The sequence below is a fragment of the Paraburkholderia sp. J8-2 genome, assembly GCF_905220195.1.
In the GTDB taxonomy this organism is placed as follows: domain Bacteria; phylum Pseudomonadota; class Gammaproteobacteria; order Burkholderiales; family Burkholderiaceae; genus Paraburkholderia.
The window spans coordinates 64,350-82,761 of sequence record NZ_CAJMZA010000020.1; the positions used below are offsets into that span (position 1 = coordinate 64,350).

General features: G+C 58.7%; 16 protein-coding genes. 9 read left to right on the forward strand and 7 right to left on the reverse strand.

What is annotated here, in order from left to right; translation table 11 throughout:
* The first annotated feature begins 444 nt into the window (after positions 1–444).
* The 5 genes from U5A52_RS30450 to U5A52_RS30470 all read left to right on the forward strand — a co-directional run bounded on the left by U5A52_RS30450 (position 445) and on the right by U5A52_RS30470 (position 5,509).
* Positions 445–1,770 carry an aryl-sulfate sulfotransferase gene (locus tag U5A52_RS30450; RefSeq protein ID WP_321937452.1) on the forward strand — a complete coding sequence of 442 codons (1,326 nt, stop codon included), beginning with the start codon at positions 445–447 and terminating at the stop codon, positions 1,768–1,770.
* A 214-nt stretch (positions 1,771–1,984) separates the two neighbouring features.
* A complete protein-coding gene (locus tag U5A52_RS30455) occupies positions 1,985–2,947 on the forward strand; it encodes an NAD-dependent epimerase/dehydratase family protein (RefSeq protein WP_321937454.1) in 963 nt (320 codons plus the stop codon).
* Positions 2,948–2,951: 4 nt separating this feature from the next.
* The gene (locus tag U5A52_RS30460) at positions 2,952–3,728 is read left to right on the forward strand and encodes a glucose 1-dehydrogenase (RefSeq protein WP_321937456.1); all 777 of its coding nucleotides are present in this window, start codon (positions 2,952–2,954) and stop codon (positions 3,726–3,728) included.
* A gap of 19 nt (positions 3,729–3,747) precedes the next feature.
* Positions 3,748–4,284 (forward strand): cupin domain-containing protein, encoded by a 537-nt coding sequence (locus U5A52_RS30465; protein ID WP_321937458.1) that lies wholly within the window; start codon positions 3,748–3,750, stop codon positions 4,282–4,284.
* A 76-nt stretch (positions 4,285–4,360) separates the two neighbouring features.
* Positions 4,361–5,509 (forward strand): methyl-accepting chemotaxis protein, encoded by a 1,149-nt coding sequence (locus U5A52_RS30470; RefSeq protein ID WP_321937459.1) that lies wholly within the window; start codon positions 4,361–4,363, stop codon positions 5,507–5,509.
* Positions 5,510–5,666: 157 nt separating this feature from the next.
* Here U5A52_RS30470 and U5A52_RS30475 read toward each other — a convergent pair whose 3' ends face one another.
* From U5A52_RS30475 to U5A52_RS30485, 3 genes are all read right to left on the reverse strand, one after another.
* Positions 5,667–7,013, reverse strand: coding sequence for a 2-hydroxycarboxylate transporter family protein (locus U5A52_RS30475; protein ID WP_321937460.1), 1,347 nt, complete (start codon positions 7,011–7,013; stop codon positions 5,667–5,669).
* A 266-nt stretch (positions 7,014–7,279) separates the two neighbouring features.
* The gene (locus U5A52_RS30480; protein WP_321937462.1) at positions 7,280–8,353 is read right to left on the reverse strand and encodes a lactonase family protein; all 1,074 of its coding nucleotides are present in this window, start codon (positions 8,351–8,353) and stop codon (positions 7,280–7,282) included.
* A gap of 2 nt (positions 8,354–8,355) precedes the next feature.
* Positions 8,356–8,508 (reverse strand): hypothetical protein, encoded by a 153-nt coding sequence (locus U5A52_RS30485; protein WP_321937464.1) that lies wholly within the window; start codon positions 8,506–8,508, stop codon positions 8,356–8,358.
* 100 nt (positions 8,509–8,608) lie between these two features.
* Here U5A52_RS30485 and U5A52_RS30490 point away from each other — a divergent pair, with 100 nt between their 5' ends.
* The 3 genes from U5A52_RS30490 to U5A52_RS30500 all read left to right on the forward strand — a co-directional run bounded on the left by U5A52_RS30490 (position 8,609) and on the right by U5A52_RS30500 (position 12,518).
* A complete protein-coding gene (locus tag U5A52_RS30490; RefSeq protein ID WP_321937466.1) occupies positions 8,609–9,613 on the forward strand; it encodes a GntR family transcriptional regulator in 1,005 nt (334 codons plus the stop codon).
* A 131-nt stretch (positions 9,614–9,744) separates the two neighbouring features.
* The gene (locus tag U5A52_RS30495) at positions 9,745–11,043 is read left to right on the forward strand and encodes an MFS transporter (protein WP_321937467.1); all 1,299 of its coding nucleotides are present in this window, start codon (positions 9,745–9,747) and stop codon (positions 11,041–11,043) included.
* A gap of 56 nt (positions 11,044–11,099) precedes the next feature.
* Positions 11,100–12,518 carry an ATP-binding protein gene (locus tag U5A52_RS30500; protein ID WP_415774077.1) on the forward strand — a complete coding sequence of 473 codons (1,419 nt, stop codon included), beginning with the start codon at positions 11,100–11,102 and terminating at the stop codon, positions 12,516–12,518.
* A gap of 280 nt (positions 12,519–12,798) precedes the next feature.
* Here U5A52_RS30500 and U5A52_RS30505 read toward each other — a convergent pair whose 3' ends face one another.
* The 4 genes from U5A52_RS30505 to U5A52_RS30520 form a co-directional block, all read right to left on the reverse strand.
* The gene (locus tag U5A52_RS30505) at positions 12,799–14,190 is read right to left on the reverse strand and encodes an NAD-dependent succinate-semialdehyde dehydrogenase (protein ID WP_321937470.1); all 1,392 of its coding nucleotides are present in this window, start codon (positions 14,188–14,190) and stop codon (positions 12,799–12,801) included.
* 57 nt (positions 14,191–14,247) lie between these two features.
* The gene (locus U5A52_RS30510; RefSeq protein ID WP_321937472.1) at positions 14,248–14,550 is read right to left on the reverse strand and encodes a putative quinol monooxygenase; all 303 of its coding nucleotides are present in this window, start codon (positions 14,548–14,550) and stop codon (positions 14,248–14,250) included.
* A gap of 18 nt (positions 14,551–14,568) precedes the next feature.
* Positions 14,569–15,624, reverse strand: coding sequence for an Ldh family oxidoreductase (locus tag U5A52_RS30515; protein ID WP_321937473.1), 1,056 nt, complete (start codon positions 15,622–15,624; stop codon positions 14,569–14,571).
* Between the two features lie 221 nt (positions 15,625–15,845).
* Positions 15,846–16,265, reverse strand: coding sequence for a cupin domain-containing protein (locus U5A52_RS30520; RefSeq protein ID WP_321937474.1), 420 nt, complete (start codon positions 16,263–16,265; stop codon positions 15,846–15,848).
* A 531-nt stretch (positions 16,266–16,796) separates the two neighbouring features.
* Between U5A52_RS30520 and U5A52_RS30525 the strand changes: the two genes are divergently transcribed.
* On the forward strand, positions 16,797–18,344 hold the full coding sequence (locus U5A52_RS30525; protein WP_321937475.1) for a methyl-accepting chemotaxis protein: 1,548 nt from the start codon (positions 16,797–16,799) through the stop codon (positions 18,342–18,344).
* Positions 18,345–18,412 lie beyond the last annotated feature (68 nt).

Consider the following 18,412-nt stretch of genomic DNA (forward strand, 5'->3'; position numbering starts at 1 on the left):
GGAGGTTGCTGATACGACAGGAACAAGGCGGTGGCAACAACAGCGTTGCCTGCGTTGCGCCCTCGGAGGGAGCAACGGGACGACAGACGGATGCGAGTCTCCCGGTCTTGTTCTATTTGCACCATGTAGATTACGGAGGGCCGAAGCGCTTGAGAAATGGTTTGCGCCCATACCGGGCGTTGACGGCATCAATACATTCGCACTGGCGATTGTTACAGTAGAAAGCATGGACTGCGTCCATCACTGCGGTTGGATTTAGGCATTCATATAAACAACGCGACTTGGTGCCGCCACCCTCCTAAAATCGGCACAAAAAAATTCGTATCAGAGGACTTACACGCGCAGTAGGTGTGCAGGTGTTGCCGTCCGGGACTGCTCCCGCCGACTCGGACCACCCACGTACGAGCACATTCAGAGCGGCTCAGCTTACAAACGGAGGAAAGCTTGAAGTTTCGAATTTCGTGTCTGGCGGCGTCGCTACTCTCTTTGGCTGGCAGCGCGTTTGCTGTTCCCAGCGTGGCACCGACGGGGGTGACCGTCTACGATCGAGCTAAGGCGTACCCATGCGACGTACTTTTCAGCACTGACGACGCGACCTACCTCGTCGACAAAGAGGGCAAGCTCGTCCAGAAGTGGCCCGAACAGGGCTTCCCGTCGAAGATGATTGACCCCAAGCTCGTTTCGGGAAAGAAGGGCGTCATCGGCGTTCAGTTGAGCGCAATCGAGGTCACGGATGGTGCCGCGGGCACAGGCCTCGTACCGGGGCTGCCGGCGGGATTTAGAAACAAAACATTCGGGCTTGTTGACTGGAATAATAAGCCGCTCTGGAAGTGGGGCGAGAACGCACCGGGCGGTGCCGCGCGTCAACATCATGACTGGGAGCGCCTCGAGAACGGCCACATGCTGCTCCTCACCAACGTCGGGCGGAAGATTCCTGGCTTTGGTGACCGTCCAATGCTGGATGACGTTATCCGCGAGGTCGACAAGGACGGGAACATCGTCTGGTCCTGGAGTGCAACTGACCACTTGAACGAATTCGGTTTCACGCCGGAGGAGCTCGAGCTAATCAAGAAGAAGGCGGCGGTCGACTTCCTGCACACGAACGATTTGCGTGTGCTCGGACCGAATCGCTGGGCGGAGGCCGGTGATTCGCGCTTCGCGCCCGACAATATCCTCATCAGCTCGCGCGACGCGAATTTCACGGTCATCATCGACAAGAAGACCGGCCATGTCGTATGGAGGATTGGGCCGGACTATCCTAAGGCGTCGCCCATGTCGGCGTATAGGTTGCCCAAGCCCATTGACCAAATCAGCGGGCAGCATGACGCATATATGATTCCAGAGGGGGTGCCGGGCGCTGGAAACATTCTGATGCTCGACAACCAGGGTGAAGCTGGATATCCGTCAGTGGAGCTGCAGGTCGCAGGTGGCTCTCGTGTCATTGAAATCAACCCGAGCACCAACCAAATCGTTTGGCAATATACGGCGGCATACAGCGGGGAGCCCGACTGGAGGTTCTTCACGCCTTTCATGGGCGGAGCTCAACGTCTACCGAACGGGAACACCTTGATTGACGAGGCGATTAACGGCCGCTTCTTTGAGGTAACGCCTCAAGGTGAGATTGTCTGGGAATATGTGTCTCCGTATAAGGGCTCAGCCCCCCAGCCGCCGGTGCCCGGCCGTCCTCAGCCGGTGTCGAATCTCGTTTATCGGATTCAGGCCGTTCCGCTCAGTTGGGTGCCCGACAAGACGCCGGCTACCAAGGAATAACAGTCCACTCGGTTGATAGCGTCAATCATGCTCGCGGGCCGGCACGTCGCTGCTTTCAGCGATATGCCGGCCCGCAGTGCTTATGTTTGTTGGCGCTCGCATGTCTCGTGTGGCAGTCGCCCACATGACAGGCTCGACCTATCAGGTCTGGAGAAGCCAGGTATCGAAATATTCAACGCGACCGGGATAGCGGGGCGAATCTAGAATTCTTTGCATGAAGATTCTGATAACCGGTTCAAGCGGATTCACCGGACGTGCGTTGGTTCAACGTCTGCGTTCCCGCCAATGTCCTCCCGAACTTGCAAACGCTGAGCTGGTGCTACTCGACGTCAGCAGACCCGGCTATGAAACTGACAATGGCTGCCGCGTCATTGTCGGCAGTCTTGGGGAGGAGCAGACGATAAATTCCGCGTTCGATGCCCCGCTCGATATCGTGTTCCATCTGGCTAGCGTTCCAGGTGGTATGGCCGAGCAACACTATGAGCTCGGCCGCGCAGCGAATCTTGACGGGATGGTGCGTCTGCTTGAGGCCGCGCGCGGAGGCAACAATCGTCCACGGTTCGTGTTCGCGAGTTCGGTCGCCGCACTAGGTGGTCCGCTGGAAAGTACTGTCGATGACGAAACTCCGCTTCGGCCCCAGATGAGTTACGGTGCACAAAAGCAGATTGGCGAAATCCTTGTCCGAGACTATTCACGACGAGAATGGATTGACGGAATCTCCCTTCGGCTATCCGGTATTGTCGCACGACCGCGCGTCAAGACCGGACAACTATCCGCGTTCATGAGCGACATCATGCACGCACTCGCGGCGAACGAATCATACGTCTGTCCCGTCTCACGGCAGGCAATCATGTGGTGGATGTCCGTGCCACGCCTTGTCGACAATCTTCTGCTAGCAGCAACGATGTCAATGAGCGACGAAGACGTCGGGCGCGCGATGACTCTTCCCGCCTTGTGGCTGTCGATTGAGCAGATTGCCGATGCACTCGCAGATGAGTATGGCGTCGACGCGGGTGCGCTCTTGAGCTACTCCCCGGATGCTGCACTCGAAGCGAGATTTGGCCGATATCCCGATTTGCGCACGCCGACGGCTGAACGACTGGGGTTCTTGCATGACGGTAGCGCTCGAGCGCTAGTGCGTCGCGCGCTTTCGGCCGAGACTGTCCCCGGTAGGTGACAAGATGACTGAGCTGTTTGATATGCAGGGAAAAGTAGCGTTGCTCACGGGAGCGAGCGCGGGGATGGGCTTTGCGATGGCTCGGCTCTTGGGAGAGGCGGGCGCACGCATCATCATCTCATCCAACGACGTGTCCGGCGGCGAAAGTGCCGCCCGCGCACTGCGTGAACAAAATGGAGTTGAAGCAACGCACTACGTCTGCGACGCTGGCGCGCGTGACCAGATAAAAGAACTCGCCCAGATTGCTTTGGCCGCATTCGGTAGGGTCGACGTTCTCGTCTGCAACGCGGGATATGCGCCGCCGTTCGGCCCTCTCGGAGAGCTCAGCGACGAGGAGATGAATCGCACGCTGTCCATCAACCTGCTCGGCGTGAAGTATCTCAGTGACTTACTGATACCCGGTATGGCTGAGCGCCGTGACGGCAGTGTCGTTTTGATGTCCAGCATCGCGGGCCTCCGGGGCAATCGGTCGCTCGGATTTTACGGCGTGACAAAGGCAGCAAATGCGGCGCTCGCTCGCAATCTCGCGGTCGAGTGGGGGGCGTCGAATGTGCGCGTAAATGCAATCTCGCCCGGCGTTATCGATACGGGATTTGCCGCGCCTCTCACTGAAAACGTCGAAGCGATGCAACGGCGCCTTGCGCTGACACCGTTGCGACGCGTTGGCACGCCTGACGAGGTAGCGGGAGTCGTGCTTTTGCTGGCCTCTCGCGCAGGAGCCTTTATTACCGGGCAAAACATCGTCGTGGATGGTGGTACCACAGTCGGCGACGGAAATTGATTACATAGGGAAACAACGTATGAGCACGATGATACCGCGTCGCATTGTGACTGGCCACGACGCTTCGGGCGCGGCCGTGATTGCCATGAACGAGGACGCGCGGACCTTTCCAATACACTCGCTACCGGGGCTTCTATTCCACGAAATTTGGGCAACCGACGAGACGCCTGCGCGAATCGACAACGGACCTGACGCCGTCGCTGGATCCCTTCAGTTGCGTCCGCCGATTAACGGAACTGTCATTCGTGTACTCGACATTCCGCCGGATGTTGAGCATGACGCCGCCGACTCGACAGCACATTTTGCGGAGATGGGAGCGCTCGATGCCGGTACATCTACGGAGGCCTCGCCACATCCGAATATGCACCGGACCGAGACCGTCGACTACGGAATCCTGATTGAAGGTGAGCTCTGGCTCGTCTTGGACAAAGGAGAAGTGAAGCTGCGGCCCGGCGATGTAGTGGTCCAGCGAGGCACGAATCACGCCTGGAGCAATCGCTCCGACCGCTATGCACGCATCGCATTCATCCTCATTGATGGCAAGTTTCGTCTCTGATCGATTCATCGGCTTTCCCAGTAGGGCGCTTCAAACTTCGCAGGACACAGGAAAAGTACAAGATGAGGGAGACAAAATGCGAGGTATCGCCCTGAAGGTCAGGTTCAAATTGCTGATGGGATTCGGAACCTGTGCAGTTCTGATGCTGCTCATTGCTGCTGCTAGCGGATTCGGGCTTGCCACAGTCGGCGCAGACGCGCCTCCCGGCAGCCGGTTTTTGATGACAACTCAGCTGGCGATTACCTTGTCCGCTGGAGTCGCGGCTGTTGGGTTCGGTTGGTGGATTGACCGTACGGTAGCCGGTGCCCTTGATCGCATGGTGGCCCATTTTGGCGAAGTCGCCGACACGCTCGACCTTTCAAAGCGCCTTTCGAATTCTCGCGGAGAGCCCCTACGCATGGACGAGTTTAGTCACGTTGCGGCAGCTTTCGACCGCCTGATGCAACGAGTCGAAGAGGCCGTATTCGCCGTGATTGGTTCAACCGACCTTGTCGCCATCGCGACGCGCGAAATCGTCTTGGGCAATCTTGATCTTTCATCGCGCACTGAGCAGCAAGCTGCCTCGCTCGGGCAGACAGCTACGAGCATGGGCGATCTGACGAGCACTGTGCGGCACAATGCGGAGAGTGCCCGGGCTGCACTGGACCTAGCTTCAATGGCTCAGGAGGTAGTGGCGCGCGGAAATGCAGTAGTTTCGGACGTAGTCGTTACTATGAGCGGAATCAGCGTCAGCTCGGCGAAGATCACGGAAATCATTGGCATGATCGAAAGCATCGCGTTCCAGACCAATATCTTAGCGTTGAACGCAGCAGTCGAAGCGGCGCGTGCAGGGGAAGAGGGTAGAGGCTTCGCAGTAGTTGCTGGCGAGGTCCGGTCCCTTGCACAGCGAGCCGCTGGTGCGGCGAGGGAAATCAAGGGCCTAATTGACGCGTCAGTTGGTCAGATTGACGGGGGCAGCGAGCTAGTGAGGCGCGCCGGCGTCACAATGAGCGAAGTCAGTAGATCTGTCTCAAGGTTGACGGAAATCATGGGGGAGATTGCTGCAGAGTCCGATAGACAGAGCAGTCGAATCGCCCAAATAAGTCAGGCGGTCGCCCAAATGGACATCGTAACCCAGCAGAATGCTTCATTGGTGGAGCAGTCTGCCGCCACGGCCCAGTCATTGGATGAACAAGCAAAGCGGCTTCATGCCGCCGTCAGTGTGTTCGGCTTGACGTCACGCTGACGGTTTCGGAGGCAGAAGTGCGACTGTCGCGTGTTGCACGTCAGCATCCCTTGCATCCGCCCCCGCTTCGTTACGGCGTCGAACAACGCTTTAGTGCATCGCGCGGCGGATTTCAGCCCGTTCGGAGGGCGGATTGAAATCCGCCCGTCGACTGCGATCAATACAAACGCGAGAGGAGGAGTAGGGTCACGGTAACCGTGATCGCTCCGCCAATTCGCGTTGCAATCTGCGCGAAGGGCATCAGGCTCATGCGGTTACATGCCGTAAGAATGGCGACATCGCCAGTACCACCCTGACCGCTGTGACACGCATTGACGATAGCAGTATCAATCGGATACATCTTCAGCCATTTACCCACGAGGTACCCGGTGGCCATCAGTGCTGCTACGGTGCTTGCGATCGTCACGACGTTCGCAATGTTGATGGCGGCTACCAACTTGTCCCACGGCGTCATTGCCGTACCAATCGCGAACAGCAATGGATAGGTCACCGCGGTGGAAAAGAACTGGTAGACGATCCGCGCGCCGCCCTCAAGGTTAGGAGACACAAGCCTGCAGACCTTGATGAAGACGGCAATGAACAGCATGGCCACGGGCGCAGGGAGGCCGAGCAGGCGGTGTCCGAGGAGACCGACCAAGTACAGGGAGATTGCGGTAATCGCTGCTGCCGCGACCGTATTGACGTCGGGCGTCGACGGCACCGAGTCGTGAAGGGGGGTTTTCGGGATTTCCGAGGCGGGCTGGAGCGTGCCGCGGCCCGTCAGATGGGGACGCTTCTCGCCGATCCAGCTAAGCACCCCTGAGAAGAGGATCGCACACAGGCTGCCGATCATGACGGCAGGCAAAACTTCCGCAAAGATGGGGCCCTGCTGCATCTTCATGATTTCCGAATAGCCGACGGAAAGCGGGATCGCGCCTTCGCCAACGCCCCCGGCCATGATCGGGATGACGATGTAGAGCAACGTATGCTTTGTGCCAAGGCCGAGCACGGTTCCAACAGCAGTTCCGACGATGCCGCCCACAATCGATCCTGCGGCTAGCGGAAAGAAGATCTTGGCGAAGCCACGTATCAGGACCTCCCTGTCCATGCTGAAGATGCTGCCCACGATAATCGAGGCTATAAACAGGTACATGAAGTTGCTGACATTGGTGAAATTGGTCACCATTCCGATCAGTTTTTCCGGAAGTAGCTGATGAAAGGCGAGAAACGAGGGAAGAAACGTCGCAACGATCGCCGCGGAACCGATCTTGTTGAAGACCGGAAGCCGTTTTCCGATTTCCGCACAGGTAAAGCCGCAAAGCACAAGCACAGCGATGGCCATCGAAATTTCGCCGGGTACTTTGCCCGTAATGACGAAGCCGGCGACGAGCGCGATCAACAGAATGTAGATAGGGAGGGGAATGATGCCGATCCGTAGCTCGACAATGGCCCACCAGCCATACGGCCAGAGAGGAGTCCGTCGGGTGCTGGCATCGCCGGTTGGGAGTTCTCTCGCGTGTTGCATCTGTCGTCTCCTGTGTAGTTTCAAGTTAGTCAAGGTAATCAGCCAGATTGCTGATTCGTACAACTAATGACGTGAATGGTATTAGCTCATTTCGTCGTCCGGTCCTGATCGCAGCGCGTGAGTCTTGCCTGGTCAAACAAGCCACAGTGCGTCGGCTGGACCATTCAAGACGCCGGGAACTGAATCAGATCGCTTCCTTCGCGGCCAGCGCATAAGTCAATGGGCGACTTGTCGCCCCGTGGTTCCTGTCTGTGACGATTGCTGTGCTACTGCGCGATTCGCGCAAATATAATGCAGACCGGGCTTCCGGTATCAATGCGGCGCCCCGTTGGAACGGGCCTGCCACCCTCTGTATCCAGTGCGAACTGCACAATCGCGTGCGAATTTTCGTTCGCCACGTAGAGGGTCGTCCCATCCGGACCGATGCACAGGAATCGTGGGAATTTCCCTTGCGCCGGTGTCCATTGAACGTCGGTCGGAAGGCCCGTGGCGCTGTCGAGGACCACGCTGGCGATCGTGTCGTGGCCGCGGTTGGTGACGTACAGGGCGCCACCTTCAGCAGATATTGCGATTCCGGCAGCGCGGGTCCATTCGTGATGGTTGCCGGGGATCACGGAAATGGTGTTCACGGGGTCCAAATGGCCGCTAGCGACATCGAAGGACCATGTGGTCAGCGTTGAATCAAGTTCGTTGACGACATAGATAAGCGGCCGGTCCGGATGGAAAGCAGCGTGACGCGGTCCAGCGCCTTCGCGCGCCCTTGCGCCCTGAACGACGGAAGTCCCGTCGGGCAGCCACCTTACTGCGAACACGGTATCGAGCCCCTTGTCGGGGACGATATGCCAGTCGCTATTGCGATGCCGCGTGACGTAGCGCGAGACCTGATGTGGATGGGACGAACCCTGTTCGATGCAATGCGGCCCCGCGCGTCCCTCGAGCATCACGAGACGCGAGGGCGCGTCGAGCGAACCGTCTGGGGCGATGGGTACACAGGTCAGGCTTCCCGTAGCATAGCCGGCGATAACAAGCGAAGTACCGTCACGCGAGAATTCCAGGTGAACCGGATTGCGCCCGATGCCGGTCTGCATATTCAGAGGGCTCAGGAAGCCCGAGTTTGGGTCAATCCGATAGGAGCTCACTTCGTTTTCGTCCCCATGCACCGCATAGAGGCGATCTTGCGCCTTGTTCAGCGCAAGAAAACTGGGGTTGTTCAGCGGTTCGAGCGTCTGGAGATGTTGCCATGCGCCCGACGGAAACACTTCGTAGACCGAGATCCCCGTTCCCTTGGCGTTGCGTTCTATGGTCGTGCGGCAGCCGACAATTGCGAATGTGCGTTCCATCGTCAGACCGCCTTGTTGAGATTGCCCGCAAACTGAAACGCAGGTCCGGTAGCAGCCCGGAATTCGGGCTGCTGCTGGGGAAGGAACATCTGGTAACCGCAGAAAGCGAACATCGGGGTTTTCTCCAAGGCAAGCTGCAACTGCTTGCGTTTCATGTCTGTGCATTCTATGATCATGAAACGCAATACGCAAATGCATTTAGAGCAGGGAGTTACCCTGAGGCGAGCGCCTCGTAGACTCCAGAGGAGAGCGGCAATGGCAGAATCACTGGTTAACACCTGTTTGGCCCCGGCTACTCCAGCCGGGGTGAACGGCCATTTGCCGCCCGTAGAAGACATGGACACCTCTGTCGAAAATCAAGCCCCCCTTACTCCCTTGCAGACGCGTGTCGCACGCGAAATCATCGCCCTCGCACGACGCGAGGACCTGTCTGTCGGGGACAGACTGGCGGAATCGCTGCTTGCCGAGAAAATCGGGACCTCGCGGACGCCGGTAAATGCGGCATTGCACCATCTCGCTGCGCTTGGCGTCGTCTACTACGACGCAAACCGGGGCTTCTTCATGGCACAGGCGGCCCGCGACGTGACCGACGTAGCCGAGCAGTTCTTCAAGGAGCCGGACGATCCCCTTTACCTCAAGATCGCCGATGATCGTCTCGCTCGACGGTTACCCGATGTGGTGTCCGAGGCGGACCTCATGCGCCAGTACGACGTATCCCGCAGTGAGCTGCGCCGCGTGCTGTCGCGAATGCAGGAAGAGGGTTGGCTTGAACGGCAGGTCGGCCATGGCTGGCAGTTCATGCCGATGATCGACTCGGTTGACGCGTATGAGGAGAGTTATCTGTTCCGCGCGTCCATTGAGCCGACCGGAATCATGTCTCCGACTTTCAAGGCGAACCGCGCGGAGCTCGAAGAATTGCGCAGGAGGCAGGAATTCATCGCCGGCTCTGGATACCTCACCATGAACTCGGTGGAGCTTTTTGAGGCCAATAGCGAGTTCCACGAAACGATTGCGAAATGGTCCGGTAACCGGTTCATTGCACAGTCTGTCCGGCGGATGGATCGTCTGCGTCGCCTCGTAGAGTATCGGCAGGCGCGGGCGCGCAAACCGCGCCAGGGACAGGCGAAGGAACACCTTGCCATTCTGGACGCCATCGCCCAGCACGACCTGCTTAAAGCCGCGACGCTACTTCGCGAGCATATCGACGGCGCGCGCCGGGCAAAAGTGCGTGCCCAGGAGGTGTTTCCCGAAGAAACGTGAAACTGGGCAGGCGAAAACGCCACGGCAAGTGTGGCGTTTTTTTAAATCCCAAAGTGCATTTTGTGGTCACAAAACTCTTAGAACGGTCTCGGCGATAGGTTCGATACCGTCGAAACACCCCGGAGACAATCATGTCGTATCGTCGAGGATGGATCGCCGTCTTCCTGTTTTCCTTGTCCATGATCAACTACATGGACCGCATTGCCCTCTCGATAGCGGCGAAGCCTATCGAGCACGAGTTCCACCTTACAGCGGTGGGTATGGGCTACCTGTTCTCCTCATTTATCTGGAGTTACGCGGTATTCCTCTTGCCGATGGGTTTTCTCGTCGACCGGTTTGGCACCAAACGGATGGCTGGGGTTGGCATTTTCATCTGGTCGGCGGCGACTGCACTGACTGGCGCCGCAACGAGTTTTGCGAGCCTGATCGCGGCACGTCTCGTGATGGGTGCCGGTGAGTCGACAAGCAACCCGGTCGGGGGGAAAGTCATTCGGCAGTGGATCCCGGCGGGCGAGCGAGGAATGGTCACCTCGATGTTCAATAGTGGCTCTTACGCTGGTCCGGCTATCTGCTCGGTGCTGCTTGGTGCACTGGTCGCGGCATTTGGCTGGCGTCTGTCGTTCGTCATCGCGGGGGCGATCGGCTTCATCTGGCTAGGGGCGTGGCTCATCTTCTTCAATCCGCCCGAAAAGGCGCGCTGGCTGAAATCCGATGAGCGGGAAAAGATCATCCGGGAGCGTGGTACGGCACCTGTTGCTGAACTCGAGGACACGAACACCGCAGGTGGTCTGCGCACGCTGCTCCGGTCGCGCACCCTGTGGGGGCTCGCGATTACGCAGGGCTGCAACGTCTATACCCAGTATCTTTTCCTTACGTGGTTGCCAAGCTACCTGCAGACAACGCGACACCTGAGTCTCACACACACCGGAGCCCTGGCGGCAGTTCCGTATGCCGCAGCAGTTCTCCTGTGCGTCGCTGTCGGCCGTTTGAGCGATCGTCTTCTGAAAAAGAGTGGGGTTGGGTCTGGTCGTCGCCGCAATTCGGTTGCACTGGCAATGCTCACCGGCTCGGTAATTCTTGCGGTCCCCTTTACAACGAATCTCGCCATTCTGATGGTGGTCTTTTCGATCGCTCTCGCAGGCATTGCGTCGACGACGTCGTTGAACTTCGCGCTTCTGAACGATGTCCTGCCCAGCGCAAAGCACGTTGCGAAGGCGATGGCGTTCGTCGTGGTAGGCGGAAATATTTTCGGTATGATTGCACCGATCGCGACCGGCTATGTGATCCAGGCCACTGGCAGCTATGACTGGGCATTTGGCATCGCCGGCCTTCTTCTCATCGTAGGCGCAGCAGTAGTGATGACCATGACGCGCTCGCCCGTGGTCAGCCAGAACTCACACAAGCCGACACCGATGTCAGCACAGTCCTGATTTGAGGAGGGCGGGCATGTGCACCTTGCCCGTCCACTCATGACGCCAGGTGGCGAATGCGCAGGTTGCCTTTGAATAAATCTCATACCGGCGACCATGTGTTGCCATCCGGCCGGTGGCAGTCGTCCACGGCGAAATTTGCCAGCTTTTACGCGGCGTTCTTCACACTTTCCCTGTTGCTGTTGCTGGGTTTCATCGCGTATTCCATCACTGCCACGATGGAACGCAGTACCGACGTCGTCATCGACTGGCAGTTGAACTACTTTGAATCCTTTTCCGACGACGACGTCGAGCGCGCGATCCGGAATCGGCTCGAGCATGAACGCCTGCACGCGAACTACTACGGGCTGTTTGACGCCGACGGACATTGGCTCGCGGGCGACGTCCTTGCTCTCCCGCCTAATGTGCCAATCGGGCGCAAAGGCGTTACGCTGAAACACACGCTGCAGATCGATGGTGCGCAAACGTCCCCCGTCATGCGCGTAATGGCACAGCGGCGGACGGACGGAAAAATCCTTCTCGTTGGACGCGATCTCACGCATTACCTCAGCATCCGCGAGAACAGCATTGACGCGCTCGTACTGGGTGGAGTGCTTTGCCTCGCCTTGGGAGCGCTCGTTGCGTACCTGCTAACGCGGCGGCAGATGGCGCGTATAGGAGAGATGCGTACGGCCACGCGCGCGATAGCCCAGGGAGATCTGTCACGCCGGCTGCCCGTTAGCGGCCGTGACGAGCTCGACATGCTCGCGCATCTTGTCAACCATATGCTAGGTGAAGTGGAGCGCCTGATGGGTGAGGTCAAGGGCGCATGCGACGGGATCGCTCACGATTTGAGGACCCCGCTGGCGCATGTCCGCACGCGGCTCTCGCAAATTGCTGGACGCGCACTCAAGCATAATGACTGGGAACTTGATGCAGATGTCGTCAACGTCCGGCAGGACGTTGATCGTCTGCTGGAAACGTTTCGAGCCATGATGCGCGTTTCTGAGATCGGCACACTCGACCGACGCGGAGCATTCGAGGAAGTCAATCTTGGGGTGCTCCTAGGTGAAGTTTGGGAGCTTTATGAGCCCCTCGCCGAAAGCAGTAACATTAAGATGAGGGTCGAGACGTACGCTGGCGCAATTGTCCCGGGGGACCGGGCACTTCTGTTTGAGGCGTTCAGCAACCTCGCGGACAATGCGATCAAGTTCACTCCACCGGGCGGCATGGTGGGCATCGTTTTACGTGAGTTTCCCTCAGGGCCACGGGTGGAAGTAACGGATAGCGGGCCAGGCATTCCCGCAGAGGAACGAGAGGCAGTGCTGCAACGTTTCTATCGTAGTGAGCGCACGCGACACTTGCCGGGAACGGGACTGGGGCTCAGTGTGGTCTCGGCGATCCTTCGCCTGCACGATTTCTCGATCTCCATCACCGACGCGGGACCAGGCGCCCGAATCACTGTGCACTGCTATCGGCGGCCGATAGCATCCTGAAGCAGGTGATAGTCCCCGCGCCAGTCGATGCTGCTGATCTGCCACAGTCAAAACCAGCGATTCTTCACAAGAGTCCGCCGAAGTATTTGTGCAGAGGCGTCTTTGCACCCGTTTTCATGGTAGCAGCGCAGCGGAATGGCGAACTGCAGAAGTCGCACTCGCGTGATGACGTCCGTGTGGGAGCGCAGAGCTCCGCGAACGGGCCCGAACGCGATGGAAGGAATGTGCTGGATACCCACGGAGTGCGCGGGTATCCGTCCCTCAGCGTTTTGAAGAGATCTTACTTCGGTTGGGCGGCCCAGTAGGTTCGCGTATTCGTGAATTCACGGATCCCGGCCGTCGCGAGCTCCCGGCCGTAGCCCGACTTTTTCGTTCCGCCGAACGGCACGCGCGCGTCGGATGCCGTCATCGCATTGATAAACGCTGCCCCGGTTGTCACCCCCTTGGCGATCGCGAGCGCGCGGTCAGAGGACGCGGACCAGATACTGATCGACAGACCAAATTGGGTCGCGTTTGCCAGACGGATCGCGTCGTCGTCGTCTTTGGCCACAGCAATCGCCGCGAGCGGACCAAACGTTTCTTCATCGAACGCAGCGATGCCAGGCGCGGTGTTGCCAAGGACAGTGGGCGCATAGAAATAGCCTGCGCCGTCGATGGCCTTGCCGCCAGTCAGCAGCTTCGCGCCAGCGTCGACCGAGCGCTTGACCTGTCGGTCAAGAGCATCCCGCAGATCTGCACGGGCGAGGGGCCCCATTTGTGTTCCCGCTTCGGTCGGATCGCCCACGACGAGCGCCTCCACCTTCTCCACGAACTGTTCCGTGAACGCGTCAGCGACTGCCTGCGAGACGATGAAGCGCTTTGCGCACACGCAGCTTTGGCCGGCGTTATTGAAGCGCGCCTTGACGGCGGCTTCAACAGCGCGAGGCAAGTCCGCATCGTCCAGAACAACGAACGCGTCAGAACCACCGAGCTCAAGCACAGACCTCTTGGACTCACGACCCGCGGCAGCGCCGACAGCCGCGCCAGCGCGGTTCGAACCCGTCAGGGTTACAGCCGCGATGCGGTCATCCCGAATGAGCCTGTCCGTCACCTGAGGAACATCCGGCTCGGCGACAACCAGGGTGGTGACGAGGTCCTTCGGGAATCCAGCGTCAACAAAAAGCTGCTCAAGAGCCAGCGCGCAGCCCGTTACGTTAGGCGAATGCTTGAGGATTACGCCGTTGCCAGCGGTCAACGAGGGGATGGCGAAGCGCATGACCTGCCAGACCGGGAAATTCCAGGGCATGACAGCGAGAACGAGGCCAATCGGCTCGTAGCTCACCCATGCATCGACGCTCTCAATGTCAACCTTTTCGTCGCCGAGGATACGGTGGGCATGATCCGCGTAGTACAGCGCGGTCACCGCGGACTTCTCGACTTCGCCGGCAGCTTCAGCCGCGATCTTGCCCATCTCGGTCGTAACGAGCTTGCTCAGGGTAGGGCTTTGCCGACGCAGTTCGTCCGCAAGCCGGCGGATGGCGTCGACGCGTTGGGTGAGCGGCGTCTTGCCCCAGGCGAGCGCGGCGCCGTGGCCGGCGGCCACAGCCTGTTCAATACGTTCGGCCGACCAGCTCTGATACGTTTCGAGCGCCGCTCCACTGACGGGATTGACGGTATTGATTTCGAGTGCCATGACTTGATCCTTCAGATCATCGCTTTCCGCAGGCATAGCCTGCCCGCGGCAGCATGATTAAGCGTGGTGGAAAAGTTGGGTACACAGTGTGTTGACCTGGCTACCCTTGACCACGCAACGGTCAGCCGCTTCGCGCCACTTGGCGAAATGCGGGGCAGCGCGGTGGGCGTCGATTGCCGCTTCGTCGTCGTACAGTTCGTAGAACACGAAATGCAGCGGATCCTTGATGTCCTGAGTGACGTCGAAATACTTGCAGCCCGGCTCGTCAGAGAAAGTGCGTGTCGCATTTTCCTTGATGGCCGAGAGGAACTCCTCCAAACGTTCGGGATGGACTTTGAGTGAGACGATAAGAGCGATCATCAAGATTTTCCTGGAGCGTTAAGCGTGTGCCGGAACGGGCAGAGGGGTGTCAGTTTCTTCCGCAAGCTTTCTCATGCTTTGCCAGGTGTTGTCGGCAAGAGTGATGCCGGCGTCGCGCAGCTTCACCGTGTTGCGATCCTCGAGTTCACCGGGGAAGAAGATTTCTTCAACGCCATGCGCCTTGGGCACATCCTTGATCTCGTCGATCAGACTTTCCATGCGGCGCTCGAACTCAGCGACCGGCATCATCGACTTGATATCAATCGTAATCAGAAGGTGGCCACAACCGCTGGTCTTTGTGGCGTCGTACGGGCCAATGACGTTCGAACCGAACTGGCTTCCGGTGAGCACGCCGGCAAGCACATCCATCATGAACGAGATGACGTAGCCCTTATGTCCGGCCATTGGCAGGATAAGGCCGTGAATTGCTTTGCTGGCGTCGGTTGTCGGCACGCCATTTTCATCGGCAGCCCAGTTGTCCGGGATCTCCACTCCGCGCTCGGCGGCGAGATAGATCTTTCCGCGCGCGACCGCCGTGTTGGCGATATCCATTACTGCGACACCACGGCGGCCACCGGGAGCGGCAATCGACCAGGGGTTTGTGCCAACACTCTTTTCTCGGCCGCCCCAAGGCGCCATCGCTGGGCTGGCATTCGTTGCGAGGAACGCGACACAGCCCGCTTTGGCTGACTCGCGCGTGAAGTAAGCCGCGGTGCCGAAATGGTTCGAATTTCGCACACCAACGGCGCTGATGCCGAACTGACGCGCGCGCTCGATGCCCAGTTCTACCGCTCTGGCGGTCAGCACCTGGCCGATGCCGTGACGGCCATCCAGAATCGAAACGGCACCACCGTCAAGCACCTGCTCAGGGTCGGTCACGGCCGTCATCACACCAGTACGAAGGCGCTCCACGTACCAGGGCAAACGCAGCATACCGTGCGAGGAGTGACCCCATAGCTCGGCCGTTACGAGGCTGTCGGCGAGCAGATGCGCGTCTGCTCGAGGTACGCCCAAGGTTTCGAGAACGGCTGTACCAAACTGTGTGAGCCCTTCCGCTTGAACGGTGAATGACATTTGAATCTCCTGATGATGCCGGTAATTTAGGCGGGGCGACGCTAGCGCCGATGGGCGTACTGCTGTGGAGGCGTGCCCGTAGCCAATTGCTCTGCACACGCATGACGAATCGTTGTGCCGGGAGGCGAGAGGCGAAATGGAAAGCTCGTTCGACTACTTTCCGTTCAAAGCAACGTCGCCGTTGCCGTTGGTGGGCGTACGCGCACCCCAGATCCCTTCGCTTAGCGCTTGCCGTGCTCTGCGGCGACTGCATTTGTCTGACCGGTGGCGGTCAGCGTACGTGTCGCTTCAGGGATTGCGTAGATCCAGAGGATCTTCATCGGATTCGTCTTGGAGAGGTTACGGAAACGGTGGTTGACGTTCGGCGGGATGAAAGTCACGTCGTGAGGCTTCAACTGGTATTCGAGGCCGTCGATATCGAGGATTGCGTCACCTTCCATCAGAACGACGCTCTCCTGGCAGTTGTGGCTGTGGAAGGGAATTTCCACGCCCGGATCGAACGACGTGTAACCGGTAATGAAGCTCGACGTACCCAGCTCGCGCGAAACGAGTGGAGTCGTTCGCGCGCCGCCGCCGCGTTCGTGCGTCGGCAGAGTTTCCGGCTTGAGAAGGGCTGCGCCCGAAGGGGTCTTCATGGTCATGCTGCGTCTCCGATCAGAAAAATGGTCCGCCAGAGGTGCCGATGGGCCTGGCTGAATATGGGAGGCGGGCATCCAGTCCACGGCCCGCATGACGCCGCTTTTTGGTATGGGTCTAGCACACAGCCCGCCTTGAGACCTGAGTATAGCGTTTCATGATCATAAAACGCAATCATCAATTTGCCGGATCAGTGTTTACACTTGCGCGCCAGCGTTAGTGTCGGCTGAAATTGAACGTTGCCTTACATGGGCCACCAGAATTGCTTTATTATGCTACAAGATGCGATTCGTTGATGGGGCGTGGATGAAAGTCATCGCGGTGCGGCCCTATTTACGTGGTCGCGGATTCTGGCGTCCTTGCATCTTGCAGCCTGCATTCCGATGATCGACTCCGCAACCATTGGGGCGCCGGGTCAGGACCTTGGTAGAACCCGCACCGCTGACTCAAGTGATCCGGTGCCCGTGCCGTAAGCCGATGTGAACGCGCTACCAATAGCCAAACAGATATAAAAAAAGTGATGAGGAGTACAGATTATGTTTTCCAGGTTTACAACAATCAGTGCCCGTCTCGGGCTAGCCATGGCGCTTCTGGGTTCCCTCCTGGTGGGCGTTGGCGGATTTGGCTTCGCAGGCATGATGGCGAGTAACAACGCCAATCGGAAGACGTATGCCATTCAAATGCCGAAGTCGATTGCTGTCGGTGAGATGGTTATATATGTCGGAAGACAACGCACCACGTTGGACCGTGCAGCGATCCAGCTTGATCCGAATGATGCAAAGAACATGTATGCGATGGAAAAGTCGGTCCACGATGGTGCTGACGCCGCTTGGCAGCGCTACCTGTCGTTCCCGCGGGACGCTGCAGAAGATCAGTTGGCTGGAGCTGTGACCAGAGAGTACGAAACAATTGAGGCGGCGCTTGCGAAGTATCAAGATGCGACCGCGAGCGGCAATCGCGACGAAATCGTAAAGTTGAGGGCGGGTTTGGGGCAGGTGTATATGCGTCTGCAGAGCGCCGCAGACGCGTTAAAGGCGTATCAGTTGGGACAAGCGAAAGAAGACTATCAGGCAACCGAAAGAGCTTATAACTGGTTCAGGATCGGCAGCTTCGCAGTGATCGCTCTGGGTGCGACCGCAGCGTTCCTGAGTTGGTTGTACCTCCGTCGTGCCATCCTTACTCCCGTCAACGAGGCCATCTTTCATTTTGAAGAGATAGCGCGAGGCGACCTGAGCCGCGAAATCGTTGTCCGCTCGACCGACGAAATGGGCCGCATGATGCGCGGCCTCGTGTCGATGCAGCGCAGCCTGATTCGCACCGCCATCTCGCTGCGGGAAGGCAGCGACGCGATTGCCACTGCAACTCGAGAAATCGCAGCGGGCAATACGGACCTTTCGGCGCGCACCGAGTCCCAGGCGGCGTCGCTCGAAGAAACCGCGGCGAGTACCGAACAACTCGCCGGGACGGTAAAACAGAATGCCGACAACGCGGCCCGGGCGAGCGAACTGTCGTCGTCCGCAGCCGACGTCGCGCGCAAGGGGCACGACGTGGTCGGCCGAGCGGTTTCGAACATGGGCGAGATCAGCCGAAGCTCGACGGCGATTTCCGAAATCACCACGATCATCGAAGGAATTGCGTTTCAAACGAATATTCTGGCTTTGAATGCGGCGGTTGAGGCCGCCAGGGCCGGTGAACAGGGCCGCGGCTTCGCAGTTGTCGCAGGTGAAGTTCGGACGCTCGCGCAGCGCTCTGCCGTCGCGGCGAAGGAGATCAAGGAGTTGATTTCAAATTCCGCCGCGCGCATTGATTCGGGCGCAGCTCTCGTTTCCGAGGCGGGTACGACGATGAACGAAGTCATAGATTCTATCGGCCGCGTGAACGCGCTCGTAGCTGAAATTGCGTTTGCGTCGAGCGAGCAAAGCGAGGGTCTGAGCCAGGTCAGCACCGCTGTGAGCGCGATGGATAACACAACGCAGCAGAACGCTGCGCTGGTCGAGGAGGCTGCTGCGGCCGCGCAGGCCTTGCAGCATCAGGCGACCAAGCTTGCCGAAACAGCCGCGACTTTCAAACTGGCGGAGCGATAGTAAAGATGTAATTCCCGGCAAGGCTCAAGCCCCGTGTGTGGCTTGTTTGATGCGGTGCGCGCACGTCT